The sequence below is a fragment of the Flavobacterium crocinum genome (assembly GCF_003122385.1).
Lineage (GTDB): Bacteria > Bacteroidota > Bacteroidia > Flavobacteriales > Flavobacteriaceae > Flavobacterium > Flavobacterium crocinum.
Genome location: NZ_CP029255.1, coordinates 3,502,345 through 3,524,772 on the forward strand (window position 1 = coordinate 3,502,345; position 22,428 = coordinate 3,524,772).

At 34.9% G+C, this 22,428-nt stretch carries 17 protein-coding genes; 13 read left to right on the top strand and 4 right to left on the bottom strand.

Annotated features, from left to right (window positions below):
* Positions 1–3: 3 nt before the first annotated feature.
* The 11 genes from HYN56_RS15675 to HYN56_RS15725 all read left to right on the top strand — a co-directional run bounded on the left by HYN56_RS15675 (position 4) and on the right by HYN56_RS15725 (position 11,637).
* Positions 4–1,287 carry a cell surface protein gene (locus HYN56_RS15675; RefSeq protein WP_109193035.1) on the top strand — a complete coding sequence of 428 codons (1,284 nt, stop codon included), beginning with the start codon at positions 4–6 and terminating at the stop codon, positions 1,285–1,287.
* A 38-nt stretch (positions 1,288–1,325) separates the two neighbouring features.
* Entirely contained in the window at positions 1,326–2,564 is a 1,239-nt protein-coding gene (locus tag HYN56_RS15680) for a PKD domain-containing protein (RefSeq protein ID WP_109193036.1), read from the top strand.
* Positions 2,565–2,568: 4 nt separating this feature from the next.
* Positions 2,569–3,780 (top strand): hypothetical protein, encoded by a 1,212-nt coding sequence (locus HYN56_RS15685; protein WP_109193037.1) that lies wholly within the window; start codon positions 2,569–2,571, stop codon positions 3,778–3,780.
* 34 nt (positions 3,781–3,814) lie between these two features.
* The gene (locus HYN56_RS15690; protein WP_109193038.1) at positions 3,815–4,207 is read left to right on the top strand and encodes a hypothetical protein; all 393 of its coding nucleotides are present in this window, start codon (positions 3,815–3,817) and stop codon (positions 4,205–4,207) included.
* A complete protein-coding gene (locus tag HYN56_RS15695) occupies positions 4,208–4,762 on the top strand; it encodes a DUF4465 domain-containing protein (protein ID WP_109193039.1) in 555 nt (184 codons plus the stop codon).
* A 97-nt stretch (positions 4,763–4,859) separates the two neighbouring features.
* Positions 4,860–5,498, top strand: coding sequence for an NAD(P)H-binding protein (locus tag HYN56_RS15700; RefSeq protein ID WP_109193040.1), 639 nt, complete (start codon positions 4,860–4,862; stop codon positions 5,496–5,498).
* Between the two features lie 233 nt (positions 5,499–5,731).
* Complete coding sequence (locus tag HYN56_RS15705; protein ID WP_109193041.1) at positions 5,732–7,714, top strand: GAF domain-containing hybrid sensor histidine kinase/response regulator; 1,983 nt, start codon at positions 5,732–5,734, stop codon at positions 7,712–7,714.
* Between the two features lie 78 nt (positions 7,715–7,792).
* Positions 7,793–8,158, top strand: coding sequence for a response regulator transcription factor (locus HYN56_RS15710; protein ID WP_109193042.1), 366 nt, complete (start codon positions 7,793–7,795; stop codon positions 8,156–8,158).
* On the top strand, positions 8,158–9,372 hold the full coding sequence (locus HYN56_RS15715; RefSeq protein WP_109193043.1) for a YaiO family outer membrane beta-barrel protein: 1,215 nt from the start codon (positions 8,158–8,160) through the stop codon (positions 9,370–9,372). Before HYN56_RS15710 ends, HYN56_RS15715 begins: the two co-directional genes overlap by 1 nt.
* A 1-nt stretch (position 9,373) precedes the next feature.
* Entirely contained in the window at positions 9,374–10,195 is an 822-nt protein-coding gene (locus HYN56_RS15720) for a hypothetical protein (protein ID WP_109193044.1), read from the top strand.
* Between the two features lie 11 nt (positions 10,196–10,206).
* A complete protein-coding gene (locus HYN56_RS15725) occupies positions 10,207–11,637 on the top strand; it encodes a glycosyltransferase family 2 protein (protein ID WP_109193045.1) in 1,431 nt (476 codons plus the stop codon).
* Between the two features lie 334 nt (positions 11,638–11,971).
* On the opposite strand, the gene HYN56_RS15730 is transcribed toward HYN56_RS15725, so the two are convergent.
* Genes HYN56_RS15730 through HYN56_RS15740 form a run of 3 tightly spaced genes read right to left on the bottom strand, consistent with a single transcriptional unit; the run spans position 11,972 to position 17,547 of the window.
* The gene (locus HYN56_RS15730) at positions 11,972–14,395 is read right to left on the bottom strand and encodes an ABC transporter permease (RefSeq protein WP_109193046.1); all 2,424 of its coding nucleotides are present in this window, start codon (positions 14,393–14,395) and stop codon (positions 11,972–11,974) included.
* Between the two features lies 1 nt (position 14,396).
* A complete protein-coding gene (locus HYN56_RS15735) occupies positions 14,397–16,832 on the bottom strand; it encodes an ABC transporter permease (RefSeq protein WP_109193047.1) in 2,436 nt (811 codons plus the stop codon).
* Between the two features lie 4 nt (positions 16,833–16,836).
* The gene (locus tag HYN56_RS15740; protein ID WP_109193048.1) at positions 16,837–17,547 is read right to left on the bottom strand and encodes an ABC transporter ATP-binding protein; all 711 of its coding nucleotides are present in this window, start codon (positions 17,545–17,547) and stop codon (positions 16,837–16,839) included.
* Positions 17,548–17,831: 284 nt separating this feature from the next.
* Here HYN56_RS15740 and HYN56_RS15745 point away from each other — a divergent pair, with 284 nt between their 5' ends.
* Positions 17,832–19,181 carry a sigma-54-dependent transcriptional regulator gene (locus HYN56_RS15745; protein WP_109193049.1) on the top strand — a complete coding sequence of 450 codons (1,350 nt, stop codon included), beginning with the start codon at positions 17,832–17,834 and terminating at the stop codon, positions 19,179–19,181.
* 1 nt (position 19,182) lies between these two features.
* Entirely contained in the window at positions 19,183–20,523 is a 1,341-nt protein-coding gene (locus HYN56_RS15750) for a sensor histidine kinase (protein WP_109193050.1), read from the top strand.
* Between the two features lie 169 nt (positions 20,524–20,692).
* Here HYN56_RS15750 and ilvD read toward each other — a convergent pair whose 3' ends face one another.
* Positions 20,693–22,384, bottom strand: a complete 1,692-nt coding sequence (ilvD, locus tag HYN56_RS15755; RefSeq protein WP_109193051.1) for a dihydroxy-acid dehydratase — start codon at positions 22,382–22,384, stop codon at positions 20,693–20,695.
* Positions 22,385–22,428 lie beyond the last annotated feature (44 nt).

A 22,428-nucleotide genomic window follows, 5' to 3' on the forward strand; every position in this document is an offset into this window, starting at 1 on the left:
GATATGAATCAGAGATTTTTAAAGTATTGTCATGTATTAACGCTCGCTTTTTTTGTCATTTCACTTGCAAATTGTTCAGGCGGAGATAATGACAATCCGGATTCTGGAGGAGAATCGGTAACGAACGAATTTAAAACCACGCGTTTTTCAATTATTAGTTTGAGTGCTAAAGCAACTGTCAGTGCAGAAGCCTTGTACAATTGGACAGTTGAAAATGTTTCTTCAGAAAATTATTCTTTGGTCAATACAACTTCGAAAGAAGCTTTATTTGCTTCAACTGCTGAAGGAAAGTATGAATTTAAAGTTGTTATTACAGATAAAGGAACAACTAAGACTCAAAAAGTGACTGTAATTGTGACTGCTGAAAGTAAAGAATTAAAAACGTTTATTTCTAAAGTATTCGAATTTAAACCAGCTCCGGGACAATTTGTAAATGATCTTCCTGTGGCTAATGACGGAGACTCGGCTGATAGAATTTTGACAAGAGCCAATTCGTATTTGGCAAAGAAAAACGGTGATCTTATTTCGCTTGGCGCTTTTGGCGGTTATGTTGTTTTTGGTTTTGACCATAGTATTGTAAACCTAAAAGGGAAACGTGATTTTAGGGTTTTGGGAAATGCTTTTTGGGCAGATGCCAATCCGAATCCGAATGCGGAATTGCGTGGCGGAAGCAGTGAAGCGGGAATTATAATGGTTTCTTATGATAAAAACAAAAACGGACTTCCGGATGACGAATGGTACGAAATTGAAGGCGCAGGCCACAAAATGGAAAAAACAATTCGCAACTATGAAATAACGTATTACAGACCAGATCCTAATAAAATTCCAGTTCCGGGCGGTGGAACGGGAACGGTAACTTTTACCGATTTGGAATACATCTACTGGAAAGACAATCAAGGGAAAGATGGTTATCTGGCGCAGAATAATGCTTACAATCATTCTTTAGAATATTGGCCAAAATGGCTGAAAGGTGAAGCTTCAATTACTTTCAAAGGAACAAGATTACCAGACAATGCCGTGGATGAAAGCGGTAATGGAAGCTATTTTGTACAATATGCTTTTTTATACGGTTATGCCGATAATGCCCCAAATAATGATGACGACTCTGCAATCGATATTGATTGGGCAATAGACAGCGCGGGAAAAAAAGTACAGCTTCCGGCAATAGATTTTGTAAAAGTGTATAACGGACTCAATCAGCAGGCGGGCTGGCTCGGCGAAACTTCAACCGAAATCATGGGAGCAACTGATCTGCATCTTTCAGGAGAAAATATTCCAACGAGATAATTTTAACTAGTATCAAATCAAATTATTATAATCAATTTATGAAAAAAAATGTTACCCGATTTTTATTGCTGGCATTTGCGTTCACCTTTATTGGATGCAGCAGTGATGACAAAGATGAGAACGCTAACGTAATCGACATTACGCTTCAGGAAAAATATGAAACGTCAACCTTTACGGTTTTAGATATCACAGCTTCGGATGCCGGTGCGACTGCTAAATACGAATGGATTATGACAAAAAATCCAGTAAATCAGGTAACGGATTCGATTGTTGGAACTGCCAAAGATCTTCGATTTACAGCTATTTATGCTGGTTCTTATGAATTTACATTGAACGTAACAGCAGAAAACAAAAAAGGAAGTAAAAGTACAATTGTAACAGTTGTTAACGAGGCTTCAAATTTCAATCCGTACATCACCCGAATTTTTGATTTTGATCCTGCACCGGGAATGTTTGCCAATGATATTTATAAAGACGGAAATACTAAAGAAGAGGTAGTAAAAACAGCTTTAGGAAGAATCAACGAAACCAATGTGGGTTATTTATTAGACTTAGGCGGTTTTGGAGGCTCTATTACTGTTGGGTTTGACCATACGGTTGTGAATGTTCCGGGAACAAGTGATTTTAGAGTATATGGAGGAGATGTTTCAAATCCGACAGCTACAAAAGCCAATCCGCCGGCACCGGGATTAATTTTTGTGGCTTACGATAAAAATAAAAACGGAAAACCAGATGCAGACGAATGGTACGAAATAGCAGGAAGTCAGCATGCAAAATCGACTACAGTTAAAAACTTCAAAGTTACTTATAACAAAAAAGCGGCCGGGGAACCTTTGGTAACTTCAAGTGCTCTTTGGACAGATTATGAACACGTTTATTGCGAAAACAGTAAAGGAGATAAATATTATCTGGCAAGACCAAGAGGTAAAAAAGAGTTTTATCCGTTATGGGCAACTCAAACTTCAGTGAGTTATGAAGGATTAAAATTGGATGTGGATTTTAAAACAGCACGTGCAGGTCAAACAACTTTATGGTATTCAACACCTCCGGAATGGGGTTACGTAAATGCCGTAAATCCGGATATCGATATTGACTGGGCGGTAGATAAAAACGGAAATAAAGCCAATCTTCCAGGGATTGATTTTATAAAAGTAGTGAACTGCGTAAGCGAGCCAATGGGACTTTGCCAGCAGCAATCTTCTATGGCAACGGTATTTGCGGGTGCAGGTGACCTTCATATCTTAAAAAAATACAATCTAAAACAAGCTAATAAATAAGACCATGAAAAAGTATTTAAAGTATAGTTTGTTGCTAATCACTCTTGTTAGCTTTTTTTCCTGCAGCAGCGACGATTCAAAACAAGAAGAAGTTACAGAACCAGTTAAAGATCCTGTTATTACAATTAAACTGGCTTCAGAATTTGCGATACAGCAATATAATGTGGGAGAAATTGCTCCGGAAGTAACTATTGAAAACGCAGAAGGAAAAACTCCTGTTTATCAATGGTCTATTAAAGTAACGGGTAAAGATGGTGTAACAAAAGATTCTATCATTGGCGACAGCAAAAACTTATTATTTATCACACCAAAAACTGCTAATTGTGTAGTGGATTTTAAAGTAACAGTAGATAAAATTGTGAAAGAAGCTTCAGCTAAAGTTACGGTTTCAGGAACTGGAAAAACGTATACTGCAAAAGCCTTAAAGCTAATAGATTATTTGCCTGCACCAAATTATGCTATGGGAAGTTACGCAACAAAAGAGGAATCTTTACAAGCAACTCAAACAAGTTTAAATGAAGGTGGCTCTGTTAATTTGGGGACTTTCGGCGGTTATATCATTACCACTTTTGATCATACCGTGGTGAATACTTATGGAAAACGTGATTTTACGGTTTTAATGGCAGCCGGAACTGCTTCAGTTAAATATTCTCCAGTAAGTATTGCGGTAGCTTATGATGCCAATAAAAACGGAATTGCAGATGAAAATGAATGGTATGAAATTGCAGGAAGTGAATACTATAAATCTACAACAGTTAAAAATTATGAGCTAACATACAAGAAGCCTAATGAAGCTGCAATTCCAGTAACGGGAACATTAAGCTGGCAGTACGACACTGCTTATCTTCCTTGGACGGATAACAAAAATGCTTCTGGTAACATTACAAGAACCAATACTAGAAGAAGAAATAATTACTATCCGGCATGGGTTGGCGACTCTTACACTTTGAAAGGAACAAAAATATTTATACCAACAAAAGATGTAAGCGATGGGGCTGGTACAAGTTACAATGTCGGCACTTTTGATTGGGGTTACGGCGGTATCAAAGATCCTTCAATAGATATTTCCTGGGCTGTAGATAAAGACGGTAAAAAAGTGCATCTGCCCGGAGTTGATTTTGTAAAAGTGTATGTACCAACATTTACTGCTTTAGGATCAAGTGATTTGTTGATCAGTATTTTTCAAGAAGTTTCAGATTTGAATTTTCCGAAATAATAAAAAGGAATATTAACCCTAAATTTTATAAATAATGAAAAAAGTAGTTTATTTTTTGACCTTGGGTCTTGCACTCGGATTTTCATCCTGTAGCAACGATGATGTTATTTTAAGCGACGAAAGAGCTAATTTGGTAGTTAGCAATTCTTCAAAAACAGCCAAAACCGCTGTAACTGATCCTTCTATTGGAACCACCACAACGCTTAATCTAACTAGTACTTTGTTAAACAGCGGTATTACAACAACTGGCGGAAAATATTGGGAAAACACTTATGTGGCAAACACGAATCTAAATGTAGATATTTTTACATTTTCGCATACTGGGACATCTGCGGGTTACAATTACTGGGACGGATTTATTGTTTCTAACGTAAATGATATTACAGATTACGGTTCTGGTTCTGGTCCTGGCGGATCAGATGGCTAGGTGCCTCACCAATGGGGAACTATGGCAGGAAGCGGTTTTGCAACTTCTACGACAACTACGCCTGGAACTCCGGGAACTTCCGGTGATCCTTATATTGTAGCGTATTGGTCAAGTTATTTGGATCCTGTTTCTCCGGAAGGAACAACTTTTAGTGAATCTGGTTTTTCTAACTGGATTAAAATTGGAGATACTGGAATATATTCAGTTGAAGGCTTGAAAATCAATATGCATCCATGGCCGTATTACGGTTGTTTAAATGGAGACGGATTTGCACAGCCTTTTGCTTCAGGAGATCATTTTGAATTGTTAATTTATGGTGTTGACGAAAATGGAATCATTACAGATCCGGTAACACAAACTTTAGCAGATTATACAGGATCTTCTTTGGTTATGCCAACGGGCTGGGTAAGTGTTGCAGCAAATAAACTTCAGGCTTTAGGAAATGTTCAGTATTTGGTTTTCCAAATGGCTTCAACAGATTCTGATCCAATGTACGGGATGAATACTGCTGCGTATTTCTGTTTGGATAAACTTTCTGTTAAGAGAGTTTACTAACTTCTAAAAGTGTAATAAAAAAGAAAACCCCTTTGCTATTCTGCAGAGGGGTTTTTGCTTAAAAGTTCCTTATATTTACTCGTTAAACAATTGAATTATGAAAGCATTGGTAATTGGCGCAACAGGCTCTACAGGAAAAGAGCTGGTTGATAAACTTTTAGAAGATCAGGATTATACTTCGGTTTCTGTTTTTGTGAGACGTTCTTTTGGAAAATCCCATCCAAAGCTTACGGAACACATTGTAGATTTTTCAGATCCAAATTCATTTCAAAATTTAATTACCGGAGATGTACTTTTTTCCTGCATCGGAACAACCTTAAAAGATGCCGGTTCAAAAGAAAAACAATGGAAGATTGATTATGATATTCCTGCCGATTTTTCAGAAATTGCCGTTAAAAATCAGGTTAAATCTCTTGTTTTGGTTTCTTCTTATGGCGCTTCAGCTAAAAGCAATGTTTTTTATTCTAAAATGAAAGGAGAACTCGAAGAATATTTAGCGAAACTGAATTTTCCTCAATATATTATTTTCAGGCCTGGACCTTTAATTCGGGAAAATACAGATCGTTTGGGAGAAAAAATCTCCATTAAAATTATTAAAGTCTTTAATTCCGTCGGGCTTTTTAAAAATTTAAAACCTATAACAACTGAATTTCTGGCAGAAAAATTGGCGAAAGCACCGAAAGTAATTTCGTCGGGAACTACAAGATTAGAACTTAAAAGTATTTTAAAACTTTAGAAAACAATAATCAAAAAACAACTCTATAAAACTTAGATTGTTGTGTTTTTTCTTTATAACATCAAAAGTTATAATTCAGGTTCTACTTCTGAATAAACCTTGATCTAAATATTATCAATCCAAACTGTAATAATTAAGTCACATTTGGCATAATAATACAATAAACTCAGGGTGTTTTAAGGGCTTTTATATCAAATTAGCTTAACTTTGCACACTTTCTCCAAATTGACAAAATGAATAGTAATTTCCCAGTTCCAGAAAACGAATTACAACGTTTAGCTGCTCTAAAACGTTACAATATACTCGATACTCTTCCTGATAACGCCTTTGATGATGCTACAAAATTAGTTTCGTTCATCTGTGGTGTTCCAATTGCTCATATTTCCTTTATTGATGAAAGCAGACAATGGTTTAAATCGGAAATTGGAATCGGCGTGACTGAAGTACCGAGAGAAATTAGTTTCTGTCAATATACGATTATGGAATCGGAAATGGTTGAAATCAATGACACACATTTAAACGAAAGATTTAAAGATGATCCAAACGTTACAGGAGGGTTTAATGTGAGATTCTATGCAGGAGTTCCGCTTACGACACCGGACGGATTTAATATTGGAACGCTATGTGCAATAGATCATATTTCTAAAGAACTTAATGAAAGCCAAAGAAACGCACTTTCTCTTGTTGCTAAACACGTTATGGCGCAATTGGAAATTGGAACAAAAAATATTCAGTTAGATGCCCAAAGAAAAATTGCAGAAAAAGCAGTTATGGCACGTGATAGTTTCCTGGCTAATATGAGTCACGAAATCAGAACGCCTTTAAATGCAATAATTGGTTTTACAGATCTTTTGGCACAAACTCAATTAGATGATGTACAGAAAGATTATATTGATAGTGTTCAGATTGCCGGCGAAAACCTGTTGTTGATTGTAAATGATATTCTGGATCTTTCCAAATTGGAATCAGGAAGTTTGGCAATTGAGGCAGAACCTTTTAATCTAAAAAAGACCTTAAAACACGTTTATAATCTACTAAAAGTAAAAGTGCAGAAAGAGGTTGAGTTCAACTTATTTCTAGATGCAGAACTGCCAGATATGGTTATTGGTGATCAAGGAAGGTTGAATCAGATTTTAGTAAATCTTATTGGAAACTCTCTCAAATTTACAAGCGAAGGTGAAGTAATCGTCGCGGTAAAAAAGATGGAAGAAACGGAAGATGATATCACTTTCAAATTTTTTGTCAGAGATACGGGAATTGGAATCGAAAAGAGCAAACATAAAACGGTTTTTGAACGTTTTACGCAAGGAGAAGAAAGTACTACCAGAACCTATGGAGGAACTGGTTTAGGATTGAATATTGTAAAAGAATTGGTAGAGTTACAGAATGGTGAAATTCATTTAAAAAGTGAATTAAACAAAGGTTCTGAGTTTTATTTTATACTTAAATATAAAAAATCTAAGGCTGTAGAATCTTCTGCCAAACCGCTTTCACAAAATAACTTAGGAAAACTTAAGATTTTGCTTTGTGAAGACAATGTACTGAATCAGAAATTAGCTAAAAGTGTGATAAGCAGTTTTGGTTTTGATTTGGATATCGCTCAAAATGGAGACGAAGGCATCGAGCTTTTATCTCAAAACGAATATGATTTGGTTCTAATGGATTTGCAAATGCCTGTAAAAGACGGTTACCAGACAACAGAATATATTCGCAACGAAATGAATTCTAACATTCCAATTATCGCTATGACAGCGCATTCTTTAGTAGGAGAGCAGGAGCGTTGTTATAAAGTAGGCATGAATGCTTACGTACCAAAACCTTTTAAACAAGTCACTCTTTTAAAAACAATTAAAACAGTATTGAATCAGGATAATGATACTCCGAAACGATATATTGATATGTCTTTTCTGGACGAAATGTCCTCTGGTGATCAGGAATTTAAGAAAGAGATGACCAATCTTTTTATAGAAAAAATTCCGGTTCAGGTTGAGCAATTAGAAAAGGCATTTAAGGTTGAAAATCATGATGCAGTAAAAAAGATTGCCCATAATATGAAATCAAGCTTAGATATTTTTATGCTGGAAGATCTTAGTGAATATGCTACTGTTATCGAAGAACAAGCCTCGACTGGAAAATTTACAAGCGAAACGGCAGATAAAGTCAATCTGCTGCATTGCGGAGTGATTGAGGTAGTAAAAATTCTAAAAGAGCTATGATAAAAGAGAAATAAGCCCTAGCTTTACATATATATGCAATAATTAAAGTTTGCCCCCCCAAGTTAAAATTTTAAAAAAATGAGAATTATTTTAGCCGAAGATAATGATATCCTACGCAAATCGTTATCTTTTTTCTTAGAATCAAAAGGATTTACAGTTGATCAGTTTTCTGATGGAAAAGATGCCTTAGATGCAATCGAAACCAATAATTACGATTTAATTCTCACGGATATCAATATGCCGGGTAAAAGTGGCATGGAAATTACCCAATATGTGAGACAAACCATTAATTCGGAAACTCCGATTATTATACTGACTTCTTCGGGGGTTGAACAAACAGAACTGGACTCTTTTGATATTGGTGCAAATGAATTTATTGCAAAGCCTGTAAGTCCTGCCGTGCTTTTAGTACGAATTAATAAACTACTAAAAACACAGTTCTGATGAAGTATATCTATTATTCCATAGTATTGCTGTTTATTTCTTCCATTGCTATTGGACAGGAAGTTAATGCAGAAGAAATTTTAGCTAACACAAAACGTGAGGTTGAAAAAGGAAATTACGATAAAGCCTTATCCTTGATTGAACCTTTGCGTGCTAAATTTCCTCAGGATGAAGATATCCAAACTTATACAGCTCGCATTTACAGCTGGAAAAAAGACTATAAAACGGCGATAAAGATTTTGTCTCCAATGACAGACAGAGTGAATCCAAATCAGGAAGCTTTACAGGCAATCATCAATGTTTATTTTTGGACGGAACAATATGAAAAATGTGTCGTTTATTGTGATAAATATTTGGTGTTGGATGCAAAATCTCTTGAAGTTTTAAAAATAAAAGCAACTTGTCTTGAAAAACTAAACCGTGATCAGGAAGCTTTGGAATTAATAGAAAAATCTGCTTATATAGATAACAGCACACAAGCTTTTAAAGGAATTCGAACGCTTATTGGACACAAATCTAAAAATGCGGTATCGGTTTCTTATTTAAATGTTTCGACTTCAGAACCGGGACAATCTCCGTTTCATTATGGTTATGTGGAGTATTCTCATAAATTCAATAAATCTGCCATTGTAGGTCGTGCCAATGTAGGAAATGTGAGTAACGATACACAAGCCTTATTTGAAGCCGATTTCTATCAGACCTTTTCTAACAAAAGTTATTTGTATGCAAACGGAGGTATTTCTACAGGAGAAACAATATTTCCTGTCGCAAAAGCAGGTTTGGAATACTATTTCAAACCACATAAAAAGTTTGATTATTCGCTTGGTGCACGTTTTATGCATTTTGAATCAGATGATATTACACTGCTTACAGGACAATTGGCTTATACAGCAGGAACATATACCGTTGCTTACAGACCGTATTACGATACCTCAAACGAATTATTTTCTCATGTTTTAAGTCTTCAGAAAGTAAACGAAGAAAAAGAAAGTCTGATACGATTTGAACTTCAATACGGAAATGTTCCGTATTTGTATCTCTACAATAATTTTACGACTCCATTAAAAGCCTATAGAGCCGGAATTCAATATCAGCATCGTCTTGGAGAATCTTTTTTTGTACGTCCAATATTCCTTTATGAAAGAGAGGAATACATACCGGGTGAATACAGAAACAGATTCAATGTTCAGTTAATTGTGACCAAACGTTTTTAATATGGAAGAAATTTGGGAACTCTATAAAAACGGTAAGTGGGTAGTTTCTTTTCTTACATTCTCGATCTACTTTTTCGTAGCGGCTTCTTTTACTCTGTATTTATACATTGTAGCAAGTCGAAGTAGAAAAATCAGAAAAGAAAGACTTCGAATTGAATACAATACAGAGATTGAAAGACTAATGGCATCGGTTATTTTTGAAGATGCTTCATTTTCAGACATCAAAAAAAACAAAAATTTCCTCGTATTATTTGATACTTCATTTTTTAGAGAAGTCTTGACAGAATCTCTGATCAATCTACATAAAAATTATGAAGGAGTGTATGCGCAGAAGCTGGAACAGTTTTATAATGAATCAGGATTGATACAGGATTCTTTCAAAAAACTAAAAAGTATAAAATGGGAAGTGAAATGCAAAGGGATTACAGAACTTGCAGAATTTAATATTTCCAATGCTTTTGATAGTATAATTGCTTATTCTAAAGCAAGAAATAAAACTTTAAAAATTACAGCCATAAATGCTTGCATTAAGCTTGCCGGAACTCAGAGTATTGTGTATCTCATAGAACATTCTGATCCAATTGATGACTGGACTCAGCTTAATATTATCGGGGCTTTTAAAAAACACGACATTGGCGACACGGAGGGAGTTGAGCTATTATTAGAATCAAAAAATACAACCGTTGTCACACTTGGATTAAAGCTGATAAAAGAATTGAAACTGACGCAGAAAATTCCTTTTGTAGCACAATTGATTGCCAAAGCTCCCAATACTACAATAAAGTACGAAGCGCAAAGTATTTTGCAGACTCTAACAGTTTAATTTATTAAGGAATGACTTTTTTTACTGACGAATTAATATGGTTTCTGGACGCTTACATACTCCTTATTTTGGGGTATGCCATACTCATTATGTCTTCCTATTTAGTACTGGCTTATCTTTCTACAAAAGAGTTAAGAGGGTATCTGAAGAAAAACAGTTTTGTAGATTATGATGTACTCTTAACGAGCGAATTTGCGCCAAAACTTTCACTAATAGCGCCTGCTTATAACGAAGGTTTAACGATTGAAGAAAATGTAAAATCGTTATTGTCTCTTAATTACAATAATTACCAGGCGATTGTGGTGAATGATGGAAGTAAGGATAATTCGATGGAAATCCTGATAAATACGTACGATTTGGTTTTGTCTCAACGTGAATTTCATCCTCAAATTGAAACCAAAAAGATAAAAGGAATTTATGTTTCGAGAAATGCCGCATACAAAAAACTGATTGTTGTCGATAAAGAAAATGGAGGTAAAGCCGATGCACTGAATGTGGGACTTAATATTGCCGAAAATCCCTTTGTAGTTTGCATTGACGTAGATTGTATTCTGGATAAAGATTCTCTTTTAAAACTGGCTAAACCCTTTTTAGAATCTCACGGAAAACGCATTATAGCGACGGGTGGAGTAGTTAGAATAGCCAATCAGTGTATTATCAAAAACGGTCGTTTGGTTGAGGTTAATATTCCGGATCGCATGCTGCCGAGAATTCAGGTTTTAGAGTACCTGAGAGCTTTTCTTTTAGGAAGAATGGCCTGGGGAAGGTTGGACGGATTGCTATTAATCAGTGGAGCTTTTGGTGCATTTGATAAAGAAATCGCCATATTGGCTGGCGGATACAGCACAAAAACCGTGGGTGAAGATATGGAGCTTATCGTAAGAATGAGACGCTATATGCTTGAAAATAAATTACCGTATGCTGTAAGTTATATACCGGATCCGCTTTGCTGGACAGAAGCTCCTGAAGATTTTAAAATTTTTAAGAAGCAACGTAGTCGCTGGATGAGAGGAACTATTGAGACTTTGAGTTTCCATAAAAAGATGTTTATGAATCCAAAATATAAACTATTGGGAATGCTGAGCGTTCCATATTGGACTTTGTTTGAATTCCTGGCGCCCGGAATCGAATTTATTGGTCTGGTAATAACAATTTTATTTATAATATTTGGTTTACTCAATTGGCATTTCTTTATATTGCTCTTATTGTTTGTTTACACTTTTGCCGTTTTCTTTTCGGTTATCGCTTTGTTCAGCGAAGAGAAAACCTATCATAAATACCCAAAACAAGCCGATTTCTTTAAACTTTTAATGGCGGCTTTTATCGAGCCTATTTATTTTCATCCGCTAACGGTTTATGCTGCTTTAGTGGGATACAAAGAAAAAATCATGGGAACCAAAGGCTGGGGCGAAATGACCAGAAAAGGATTTACCAAGAAGTAGGTGGGAAGTTAGAAGTTAAAAGTTAAAAGTTAGAAGTTAAAAGTTAGAAGTTAAAAGTTAAAAGTTAAAAGTTAGAAGTTAAAAGTTAGAAGTTAAAAGTTAAAAGTTAGAAGTTAAAAGTTAGAAGTTAAAAGTTAGAAGTTAAAAGTTAGAAGTTAAAAGTTAAAAGTTAGAAGTTATGAGTTAGAAGTTAAAAGTTAGAAGTTATGAGTTAGGAGTTTGACATTGACATTGACATTGATTTTTGACACTGACATTGACATTGATTTTTGAAAAATATAAAAAAAGCGTTCGCAACATCGAACGCTTTTTTAGTTTTAATCCTTTTAAAAATTTACTCGTATTTTAAATAACGTAAAACATCTACTTTTGTGGCATGATAAGCTCGCGAAAGAACTACTGCCAGCGTTAAAACTAATAAAGCAGTAAAGCCAATTAGAAACGGAGAAATAGAAATAGAAACCCTGTAAGCAAAATTCTCCAGCCATTTGCTTAACAGATAATAGGCAGGAAATAAAGCAATAACAAATCCTAAAACACTAAAAAGAACATACTGTTTGCAAAGTTCTTTCAACAAAACAATGGTTTCGGCACCAAGCGTTTTTCGAATAGCAATTTCTTTCATACGTCTTTCGATCGAGTAAGAAGCCAGAGCAAATAATCCAATAAGAGCTATAATAATAACAATGGCGTTTAGTAACGAGAAAAGATTTTTTTGTTTTACATAACTGCTATACGATCTTTCGTATTGTTTGTCTGCAAAATCATATTCAAAAGGATAATCCGGATCAATTTTCTTTGTCCATAAATTCTCTATTGAAGCAATAGTCTCAGGCATAGTTTTGGAATCAGCTGTGACATAAATATTGTTCACAAGACTGCTGAACCATTTCACACTTTTAAAATGAAATATGGTTACAGGAGGTATCGCTTCGCCGGGATTTCCAATATTAAAATCTTTTACAACTCCTACTATAATGGCTTCTTTCCCGTCCCAGTTTATTTTTTTTCCTATTGGATCTTTTTCATTCATTAATTTTAAAGCAGTTTCATTGATCAGCATAGAACTAATCGTATCTTGAGCATATTGAGGATTTAAGTAGCGTCCTTTTACCAGTTTTATTTTAAGCATTTCAAGAAGTCCAAAATCTACAGGAATATTATTGCCATCGATATTGATATCTTTATAATGATATGAAATGACAGATTTTGCGCCACCTCCCATAACAAAACCGCCGCCAGCGACTTGTTTAACGCCTTTTATGCGGAGCAATTGATTTTTGATAACATCGTACTTATCACACTGATTTTTGGTGCTAATTTTTTCACCGTAAATATTTCGATAAGAAATACTTAGGATTTGGTTTCCATTAAAGCCTAAATCCTTCGAATTCATATAATCAATCTGCTGATTTACAATATAAGATCCAATAATAAAGAAAGCAGCCACAGCAAATTGAAATATCAGCATTCCGTTTCTAAGCCATACACCATTTTTACTTCGCGCAAAATTGCCTCTTAAGACTTTTAAAACCTCAAAATTGGCAACATAATACGCCGGAAATATCCCCGCAACAATTACAGTTACAATAAAAATACCAATTAACTGTAAATAGAATTGTCCGCTTTGTAATTCTAGTTGTTTTTCTAAAAAAACATTATAATACGGAAGTGAAAGTTCGACAATGACTAACGATATGAGAATTGAAAACAATAAAATTATGGCTGTTTCCAGAATAAACTGCTGGATGATATTCCCTTTGGATGCACCAATAACTTTTCGAACTCCTATTTCTTTAGCTCTTTTTACCGCATTTGCCGTAGCAGAATTAACATAATTGACGATAGAAAGTATCAGAATTAAGACAGACAAACCTACAAAAATTAACAAAAGCTGATAATTTCCATTACTTTCTACAAGACCTCCGGTTTTGGTATGCAAACGAATGGAAGATAAAGGTTCTAAATGTGGTTTTACTTCTCCGAATTTCTTAATAAGTTCCTCTGGTGTAATGCCTTGAAATTTGGCATGGGGAACCGTCATATTATCATAGTAAACCTGAGAAAGAGTTTTAGTAACTAAAGCAGCATCAGTTGGATTTTTTAGCTTTAGCAAAAGAATAAGTTGAAAATTTCCCCATTGCTGAATGGTATTTTTAATTCTTACATCCATAAAATTGACTACACAGGAAGGATTAAAAATCGATTTTTTATCCAGTTTGTAAACGCCCCGAACAATCAAAATCTGGTCTTTCATAAATATTTTTTTTCCTAGTGCACTTTCTTTCCCAAAAAGCTGTACAGCAAGATCTTCAGACAAGGAAATACTGTTTCCGTCGGCTAAACTTGTTTTAGGGTTTCCTTCTGTAAATTGATAAGGGAAATAGTCAAAAAAGTTTCCTTGTGCGATAAGGACTTTGTCATTTTGTATTTTTTTATCATTAAAACGAATGATTTCATTGTCGTAATTTCCGTTAACATAACAAAAAGAAGTGACTTCCGGACTTGCATTTTTTATGGCAGCGCCAATTGGTGCGGAGCTGGAAGCCCAGTAAGTTGTAGGATCCATTTGATTGGCAACCAGAAAAACATTGTCTTTATTTGGATTCCACTGATCATAAGAATGTTCATCATTCCAATATAAAACCGCAAAAATTAAACCTGCGATTCCAATACTCAAACCTAAAACATTCAAAGCCGTAAAGAACTTGTTGTTTTTGATATGGTATATAAATATGTTGATATAGTTTTTAAGCATATTATTCGGTTTTTAGATATTGTAAAACATCAACTTTTGTAGCCTGATAGGTTCTGGATAAGACTACAATTAAGGTTAAGAATAATAAAACGGCGAAGCCAATTAAGAACGGATAAATTGAAATATCAATTCTAAAAACGAAGTCTTCGAGCCATTTATTCAATAAATAGTAAGCAGGAAACAATGCCAGCAAGAAACCGATTAAACAAAATATAACATATTGTTTAGAAAGTTCTTTCAGTAAAACATGCGTTTCTGCGCCTAGTGTTTTTCGGATAGCGATTTCCTTCATTCTGCTTTGAATGGAGTAGGAAGCTAAAGCGAAAAGTCCGAACAATGCAATCAGAATAACGATCACATTTAACAAAGAAAAAAGGTTTCTCTGATTGATAAAATCTTTATAGGTTCTGGCGTAAGCCTTGTCTACAAAATCATACTTAAAAGGGAAATCGGCGTCTATATTTTTTCTCCAGAATTTTTCAAGATTCGGAATCGTATTGGCCATTTCGACCGGATTTACTTTAACAAAAATTCGGGAAACATTAATATTCATCCAGTCTATAGTTTTCAGATGAAAAAAGAGCATTGGCGGAATTTTGGCTTTTGGTCCCCAGAGATTGAAATCTTTTACAATTCCAATAATTTTTAATTTACGGTCATTCCAGTTTACAATTTTCCCAATCGGATTTTTATCGTTGATTATTTTCAACGCCGTTTCATTAATTAAAACAGAACTTATAGTATCTGAGGCAATTTTTTTATCAAAATAGCGGCCTTCAGTCAACTTGATTTTCAGCATTTCGAGCATTCCGTAATCAATAGCCATATTCTGGCTTTGAATGTTTTTATCATGATAATTAAAGGTCGAAGACGAAGTTCCGCCACCATCAAAAGAAAAAGCACCTGTACTTACTTCTGAAACTCCTTTAATCTTAACGATTTCCTGTTTAAGCGTTTCATATTTGGTATATAGGCTTTTAAGGGCTATAGTGTCATTAAAGTCTATCTGTGGTTTTTTATAATTTATTTCCAAAACCTGATCACCTTTAAAACCTAAATCTCTATTGTTTAAAAATTGTACCTGATCGTAAACGATATAAGATCCTATGATAAAAAAAGAAGCAATAGAAAATTGTAAAATTAACATTCCGTTTCGGAGCCAGATGCCACTTTTACTTCTTTCAAAGTTTCCTTTCAATACCTTTGAAGCTTCAAAATTAGAAACGTATAGCGCCGGAAGTATTCCTGCAACAATTACAGTCACAATAAAAATAATCAAGAGCTCACAAAAAAAGGAAGTTCCGCTAAGGCTCAGTTGTTTCTCAAGAAAATTGTTGTAAAAAGGCAGTGATAATTCGACAATAACCAGAGATAATAATATAGAAAAAGTGGTGATGATAAAAGTCTCAAAAATAAACTGCCATACAATATTACTTTTTGATGCTCCCGCAATTTTTCTAATGCCGACTTCCTTAGCTCTTTTAATGGCATTTGCCGTTGCGAGATTGATGTAATTAAAAAGCGATAAGATTAAAATCAGTACCGATAATCCCATCATGATTAGCAAAAAATCATAATTGCCTTCGCCTTCCGCATAACCATCAACAAGTCCATGTAACCTTGCATCTTTAAGCGGATCTAAAAATATTTTCATATTTTCGGCCCCATTTTTTTTCTCCCATTGAGCAATGGTCAAACCTTCTTCTCTTGCCCATCGCACTGTACGGTTTTTGTACAACAGATCGCTCATTTTGGCAGCGACTTTATCTTTGTCAGCAGGATTTTTTAGCTTTAATAATAAGCCTAAATTAAAATTACTCCAGTTATCCCTTTCCTTAGGAATTCTTTCTGCTATAAAATTGATAACAGCTTCCGGTGCCATTGAAGATTTTCCGGGAATAGTGTAAACGCCCATTACGATAAGTTTTCTGTCCTGATATCGAATGGTTTTTCCGAGTACATTTACATTTCCAAATAGTTTTAGAGCTGTTTCTTTAGATATTGCAATACAAGTTTCGTCTTTTATGGCCGTTTTAGCATTTCCTTTAATAAAATGAAAAGGAAACATATCAAAGAACGCCTTTTGAGCATCAATTACATTAAAAATGGCTTTTTTGTCGTTGCATTGCAGTAATTTCTGAGCATACCACATATCCAGATAACAATAACTTTCCAGTTCTTTAAAATCGGTTTTAAAATAATCTTCAAAGGTTAAGACATTCGTTACCCATAAATTGGTTTCGCTGACCTTGCTTAAAGATTGAAAAACGACTTCTTTATTAGGATTCCATTCATTGTAACTTTGTTCGTCGTTCCAATACAAAATGGAAAAGATCAAACCGGCAATTCCTATACTGAGGCCTAAAATATTCAAGCCTGTAAAAAGTTTGTTGTTCTTTAGATGAAAAATAAAAGTATTAATCCAGTTTTGCAGCATAATTCTAGTTTTTAGCCGTTACCAGAACATCAACATTTCTGTGGTTTACTTTTTCAGAAAGGATCATTCCGTCTTTCATTAAAATAGTTTTTTGTGAAAATGAAGCGTCGTAATCAGAATGCGTGACCATTAGAATTGTCGAACCGCTGGCATGAAGATCCGTTAGCAATTCCATAACCTCATTTCCGTTTTTGCTGTCCAGATTTCCGGTAGGTTCATCGGCCAGAATAATTTTGGGATTATTGATTAAGGCTCTCGCAACAGCCACACGTTGTTGTTGACCACCCGAAAGTTGTTGTGGAAAATGTTTCAGGCGATGAGAGATTCCTAATATTTTGGCAATTTCGTTTACTCTGGATTTTCTTTCAGCAGACGGAACATTACTGTAAATCAAAGGAAGTTCAATATTGTCGAAAACCGATAATTCATCAATCAGATTGAAATTTTGAAAAATGAATCCGATGTTTTCTTTTCTCGCTGCTGATTTTGCTTTTTCTTTTAAACCAACCATTTCCTGATCGAGCAGTTTATAACTTCCGTCCGAAGCACTGTCCAGAAGTCCGATAATGTTCAATAAAGTTGATTTCCCGCTTCCCGAAGGTCCCATAATCGAAACAAAATCGCCTTGATTGATAGTTAATGAGATTTCGCTTAAAGCTCTTGTTTCTAATTCTTCAGTTCTAAATACTTTTGAAAGTTTTTGAATTGTAATCATAATTTGACTGTTTGTTTTTTGATTGATTTTCTTTTTAAAATTTTATGCCTTCGGAAATGAAAGAAACAAGTCTGAAAATTAAGATAATTTCGATGTAATTTGTACTTAATTATTTTGTTATTTTTACTTCCAAAAGGCTTTAATAATTAATGATTTACCAGTTCTAATGTGATTTTCGTGCCAGTAATTTAAAGACTGTAAAAGCTTAATTTTTAATGATTTATTTATCGAAAAAATATTCGACTGTCCATTAATGGACACCTTTCGTCCAAAACCGAACAACAATGAAAAAAACAAACGCATCGATTTTAATCATAGACGATCAGGAAGACATTCTTTTTGCGTCGAAAGTGTACCTGAAAAAGTATTTTGAAAACATTTTTACGCTCAATAATCCGAAAAATATTGTCGAATTACTGGCAAAAAATACCATCGATGTCGTTTTGTTGGATATGAATTACAGAATTGGTTTTGAAGATGGGAGAGAAGGTTTGTATTTATTAAAAGAAATTAAAACGCTTTCGCCAAAAACGGTTGTGATTTTAATGACAGCTTTTGGAAAAGTAGAAACTGCCGTTGAAGGGTTAAAATCGGGTGCTTTTGATTATATATTAAAACCCTGGGAAAACAAAAAACTTCTGGAATCGGTAAAACAAGCTGTTGACAAAGCCCGAAAAGAACAGAAAAAGGTTAAAGAAGTTGAAATTAAAAATGACTTTTTTATCGGAAATTCTGAAGCCATTAAAAAAGCCTATTCTCTTGCCGACAAAGTTGCCAAAACAGATGCGAATGTTTTAATTCTGGGTGAAAACGGAACAGGAAAGTTTGTTTTGGCACATCATATTTATTCGCAGTCCGAACGAAAAGAAAAGCCTTTTATCGCAGTCGATTTAGGATCTTTAAATGCTAATATTTTCGAAAGCGAATTATTCGGTTATGCCAAAGGCGCTTTTACAGATGCGAAAATTGATACACCGGGACGTTTTGAAATGGCGCAGAACGGAACTATTTTTTTGGATGAAATCGGAAATGTACCGCTTCAATTGCAATCCAAACTCCTTCAGGTTATTCAGACCAAAACCGTAACAAGATTAGGAGAAACCAAAATCAGACCTTTAAATGTTCGCATTCTAACCGCAACCAATCTGAATCTGAAAGAAGAAGTAGCCGATAAAAACTTCCGTGAAGACTTGTATTATCGCATTAATACGATGGAAATTGTTTTGCCTCCTTTACGTGAAAGAAATGAAGATAAAATTCCGCTGGCAGAATATCTTCTGGATAAAATGATTGAAAAATACGGAAGAGATGAAATTACATTTGATTCTAAAGTATTGGAACAACTAGAAAAACACGCCTGGAACGGAAATATCCGCGAAATGGAAAATAAAATAGAACGCGCTGTGATTCTGTGTGAAAACAATAAAATCACAGTTTCTGATCTGGATTTGGAGATCGTTACACCTTATGAAGACAGTTCTGATGATATTCAGCTTAGTGCCGTCGAAAAGTCAACGGTCGAAAAAGCACTTCTTAAAAACAATAATAATATTAGTAAAACGGCAGAAGAACTGGGACTTTCCAGAGGAGCCTTGTACCGCCGTTTAGAAAAATACAATATCAACATCAGCTAATATGTTTAAGACATTACAAACTTATAAACTGCTTTTTCTGCGCTTAATACTCATTGTTGCAGGAATTGAACTTTCGATTTATTTCTTTAAAATCAGATTATTGTTTACAGGCATTTTCGGACTCTGTATCGTTTTTCTGATTGTTCGCGAGATGTATTTTTATGTTCGGAATTTTGTTCTGATTTACGATAAAACGATTGCTTCGATTTTGCAGAACGATTTTTCTTCTGATTTTTCGAAGCACAGATTCAATAGAAGTTATAATGATTTATTTCAGTTGTATGAAACTTTGAAAAATAAGGAAAACGAGCAAATTTCTAAAGACATTATTTATCGTTCGATTTTAAATAATATCGAAACAGCAGTTGTTATTTTACAAAAACAGGAAAATGAATGGAGCATATTTTTAATGAACGATTATTTTTCCAATCATTTTAATGTGCCGAAAGTTTCCAAATGGAAATATTTAAAAAATCAATTGCCTGCTTTATGCGAAATTATAGAAGAAGATGATTTTCATGAAGTTAAAACCTCTATAGATATTAGTATTAACAAGCAAAGCAGACAGACATTTGTTTTGCAGGCTTCACGTACCGAAATTTTTGAACAGGATTATTTTATTGTTTTATTAGATTCGATTCAGAATGTGGTGGAGAAAAAAGAAAAAGATGCCTGGATTAATTTGATGAAAGTAATCTCGCATGAGCTTTTAAATTCTATAACGCCAATTCGTTCTATTTGTCAGAACCTGCAGGATTTGGTAGAGCAGGATTCACTTTCAACGGAAGATCTGGAAGACATCAAAACCAGTGTCGAAACAATGTTGAGACGAAGCGATCATTTACAGAAATTTGTAGAAGGATATCGAAAACTTGCCATGCTTCCATCTCCAAAAAAGGAAAAAATTGAACTGCAGTATTTGATAGAAAATGTACTTCAAATCATGAATCCACTATTGCGAAAAGATAATATTGAAGTCATAAATTCAATTACACATAATTACTTAATCAATGTCGATCAACAACAACTGGAACAAGTACTAATTAATTTACTGACGAATTCCATTAATGCATTGAGTCAAAACGATCAGAAACAGATTTTTATTTCGGCTGAAGCCAAAGAAAACCGTTTCTTTATAAAGATTACCGACAACGGAAAAGGAATAGAAAAAGAGATTGAAGACAAAATTTTCCTTCCCTTTTTTACCACTCGAAATGAAGGTGCGGGAATTGGTTTAACGCTTTCTAAAAACATTGTAGAAGCGCACGGAGGTTATATTCTCAACAAAAATGAAAAAGGGAAAACTACTTTTGAGATTTGTTTGGTTGAGGATATAAATTAGGAAAACTTAAAATTTTTAAACACATAGGAACATAGATTTTAGAACGGTAAAAGGCGTTTCACTTGCATAAATGCACATAGGCTATGTGTTAATGACTAGTCATTTTCTTTTATTCTTAGCAAGTAAAGCAAGGACAAAAAATCTATGTTTCTATGTGTTTAAAAAAAAATTAATCCAAATCGGTTTTCAAAACCGCACCGGTACTGGCATTAGTTACAAGAGCACGATATTGACCAAGCCATTTTGAATTTAAAGGTTTTTTCAAAGGTTTGAAAGCTTCTTTTCTGGCTTTGATTTCTTCATCGGTCAAATTAACAGACAAAATATACTGATCCACATCGATATGAATTTCGTCTCCATCTTTAACCAGACCAATCATTCCGCCTTCGGCAGCTTCTGGCGAAACGTGTCCTATAGAAGCGCCTCTGGTTGCACCGCTGAATCTTCCGTCGGTAATTAACGCTACAGAACTTCCTAATCCCATTCCCATAATTAAACTGGTAGGAGAGAGCATTTCCTGCATTCCGGGTCCGCCTTTTGGTCCTTCGTAACGAATAACGACTACATTTCCCGCTTTGACTTTTCCCATCATAATTCCGGCAATCGCATCGGCCTGACCGTCAAAACAAACGGCTTTTCCGGTAAAAACTCTTCCGCCTGTAAGTCCGGCGGTCTTAATAACGGCACCTTGTTCGGCAAGATTTCCGTATAGAATTGCCAGTCCGCCCACATTACTGTACGGATTGTCTATTGTATGAATGATGTTGGTATCTTTGATTTCGGCATTAGCAATTTTCTCCAATATTGTTTCTCCGCTTATCGTTAAATTATCCAATAAAACACCAGAACCTCTTTTGTTCATTTCTTTCATAACTGCATTTACACCACCGGCTCGATTGATATCTTCCATGTGAACCGTGCTTAAACTTGGCGAAATTTTGGCAATATGAGAAATGTTTCCGGAAATCGTATTAATGTCTTTCAGCTTAAAATCGACATTCGCTTCGTTTGCAATCGCAAGCATGTGTAAAACGGTATTACTGCTTCCGCCCATTGCCATATCAACAGCAAAAGCATTTCTTACGGCATTTTCGTTTAAGATGTTTTTCAGTTTGAATTTCTCAATTTCCTGCTGATCTTTTGCAATAGCACAAATTCTTCTCGCAGCTTCACGATACAATTGTTCACGTTCCGGAGTTTGTGCCAAAATAGTTCCGTTTCCGGGTAGCGCAATTCCCATCGCTTCCATCAATGTATTCATGGAGTTTGCTGTAAACATTCCGGAACAGCTTCCACCGCTTGGGCAGGCATTACATTCAATATCGTACAATTCTTCGTCTGATATTTTTCCAGCTTCGTGTTTTCCAACTGCTTCAAAAGCAGTAGCCAAATCGATTGCCGTACCATTTTTGGTGTAGCCTTTTGACATTGGCCCGCCACTCACAAAAATTGTTGGAACATCAACTCTAAGCGCGCCCATGATCATTCCAGGAACAATTTTATCACAATTTGGAATAGCAATCATAGCATCCAGTTTGTGTGCATTCATAACGCTTTCGATTGAATTGGCGATAATTTCACGACTCGGAAGCGAATAAAGCATTCCGTCGTGTCCCATTGCAATTCCGTCATCAATTCCGATCGTATTAAATTCGAATGGAACACAACCATTGGCACGAATTTCTTCTTTAATAATTTCGGATACTTTGTTTAGGAAAAAATGTCCAGGAATAATTTCGATAAAAGAATTGGCAACGCCGATAAATGGTTTCCCAAAATCTTCATTTTTTAAGCCTGTAGCACGCAATAAGGATCTGTGAGGAGTTCGCTGAACCCCTTTTTTTACTTCATCACTTCTCATGATAAAAATGTTTTTTAATAGTTTTTTTTTTTTTGATAGTTAAC

Coding starts and splice junctions, on each gene's coding strand:
- HYN56_RS15675 (WP_109193035.1), top strand. CDS start 4: ATGAATCAGAGATTTTTAAAGTATTGTCATGTATTAACGCTCGCTTTT.
- HYN56_RS15680 (WP_109193036.1), top strand. CDS start 1,326: ATGAAAAAAAATGTTACCCGATTTTTATTGCTGGCATTTGCGTTCACC.
- HYN56_RS15685 (WP_109193037.1), top strand. CDS start 2,569: ATGAAAAAGTATTTAAAGTATAGTTTGTTGCTAATCACTCTTGTTAGC.
- HYN56_RS15690 (WP_109193038.1), top strand. CDS start 3,815: ATGAAAAAAGTAGTTTATTTTTTGACCTTGGGTCTTGCACTCGGATTT.
- HYN56_RS15700 (WP_109193040.1), top strand. CDS start 4,860: ATGAAAGCATTGGTAATTGGCGCAACAGGCTCTACAGGAAAAGAGCTG.
- HYN56_RS15705 (WP_109193041.1), top strand. CDS start 5,732: ATGAATAGTAATTTCCCAGTTCCAGAAAACGAATTACAACGTTTAGCT.
- HYN56_RS15710 (WP_109193042.1), top strand. CDS start 7,793: ATGAGAATTATTTTAGCCGAAGATAATGATATCCTACGCAAATCGTTA.
- HYN56_RS15715 (WP_109193043.1), top strand. CDS start 8,158: ATGAAGTATATCTATTATTCCATAGTATTGCTGTTTATTTCTTCCATT.
- HYN56_RS15720 (WP_109193044.1), top strand. CDS start 9,374: ATGGAAGAAATTTGGGAACTCTATAAAAACGGTAAGTGGGTAGTTTCT.
- HYN56_RS15725 (WP_109193045.1), top strand. CDS start 10,207: ATGACTTTTTTTACTGACGAATTAATATGGTTTCTGGACGCTTACATA.
- HYN56_RS15730 (WP_109193046.1), bottom strand. CDS start 14,395: ATGCTTAAAAACTATATCAACATATTTATATACCATATCAAAAACAAC.
- HYN56_RS15735 (WP_109193047.1), bottom strand. CDS start 16,832: ATGCTGCAAAACTGGATTAATACTTTTATTTTTCATCTAAAGAACAAC.
- HYN56_RS15740 (WP_109193048.1), bottom strand. CDS start 17,547: ATGATTACAATTCAAAAACTTTCAAAAGTATTTAGAACTGAAGAATTA.
- HYN56_RS15745 (WP_109193049.1), top strand. CDS start 17,832: ATGAAAAAAACAAACGCATCGATTTTAATCATAGACGATCAGGAAGAC.
- HYN56_RS15750 (WP_109193050.1), top strand. CDS start 19,183: ATGTTTAAGACATTACAAACTTATAAACTGCTTTTTCTGCGCTTAATA.
- ilvD (WP_109193051.1), bottom strand. CDS start 22,384: ATGAGAAGTGATGAAGTAAAAAAAGGGGTTCAGCGAACTCCTCACAGA.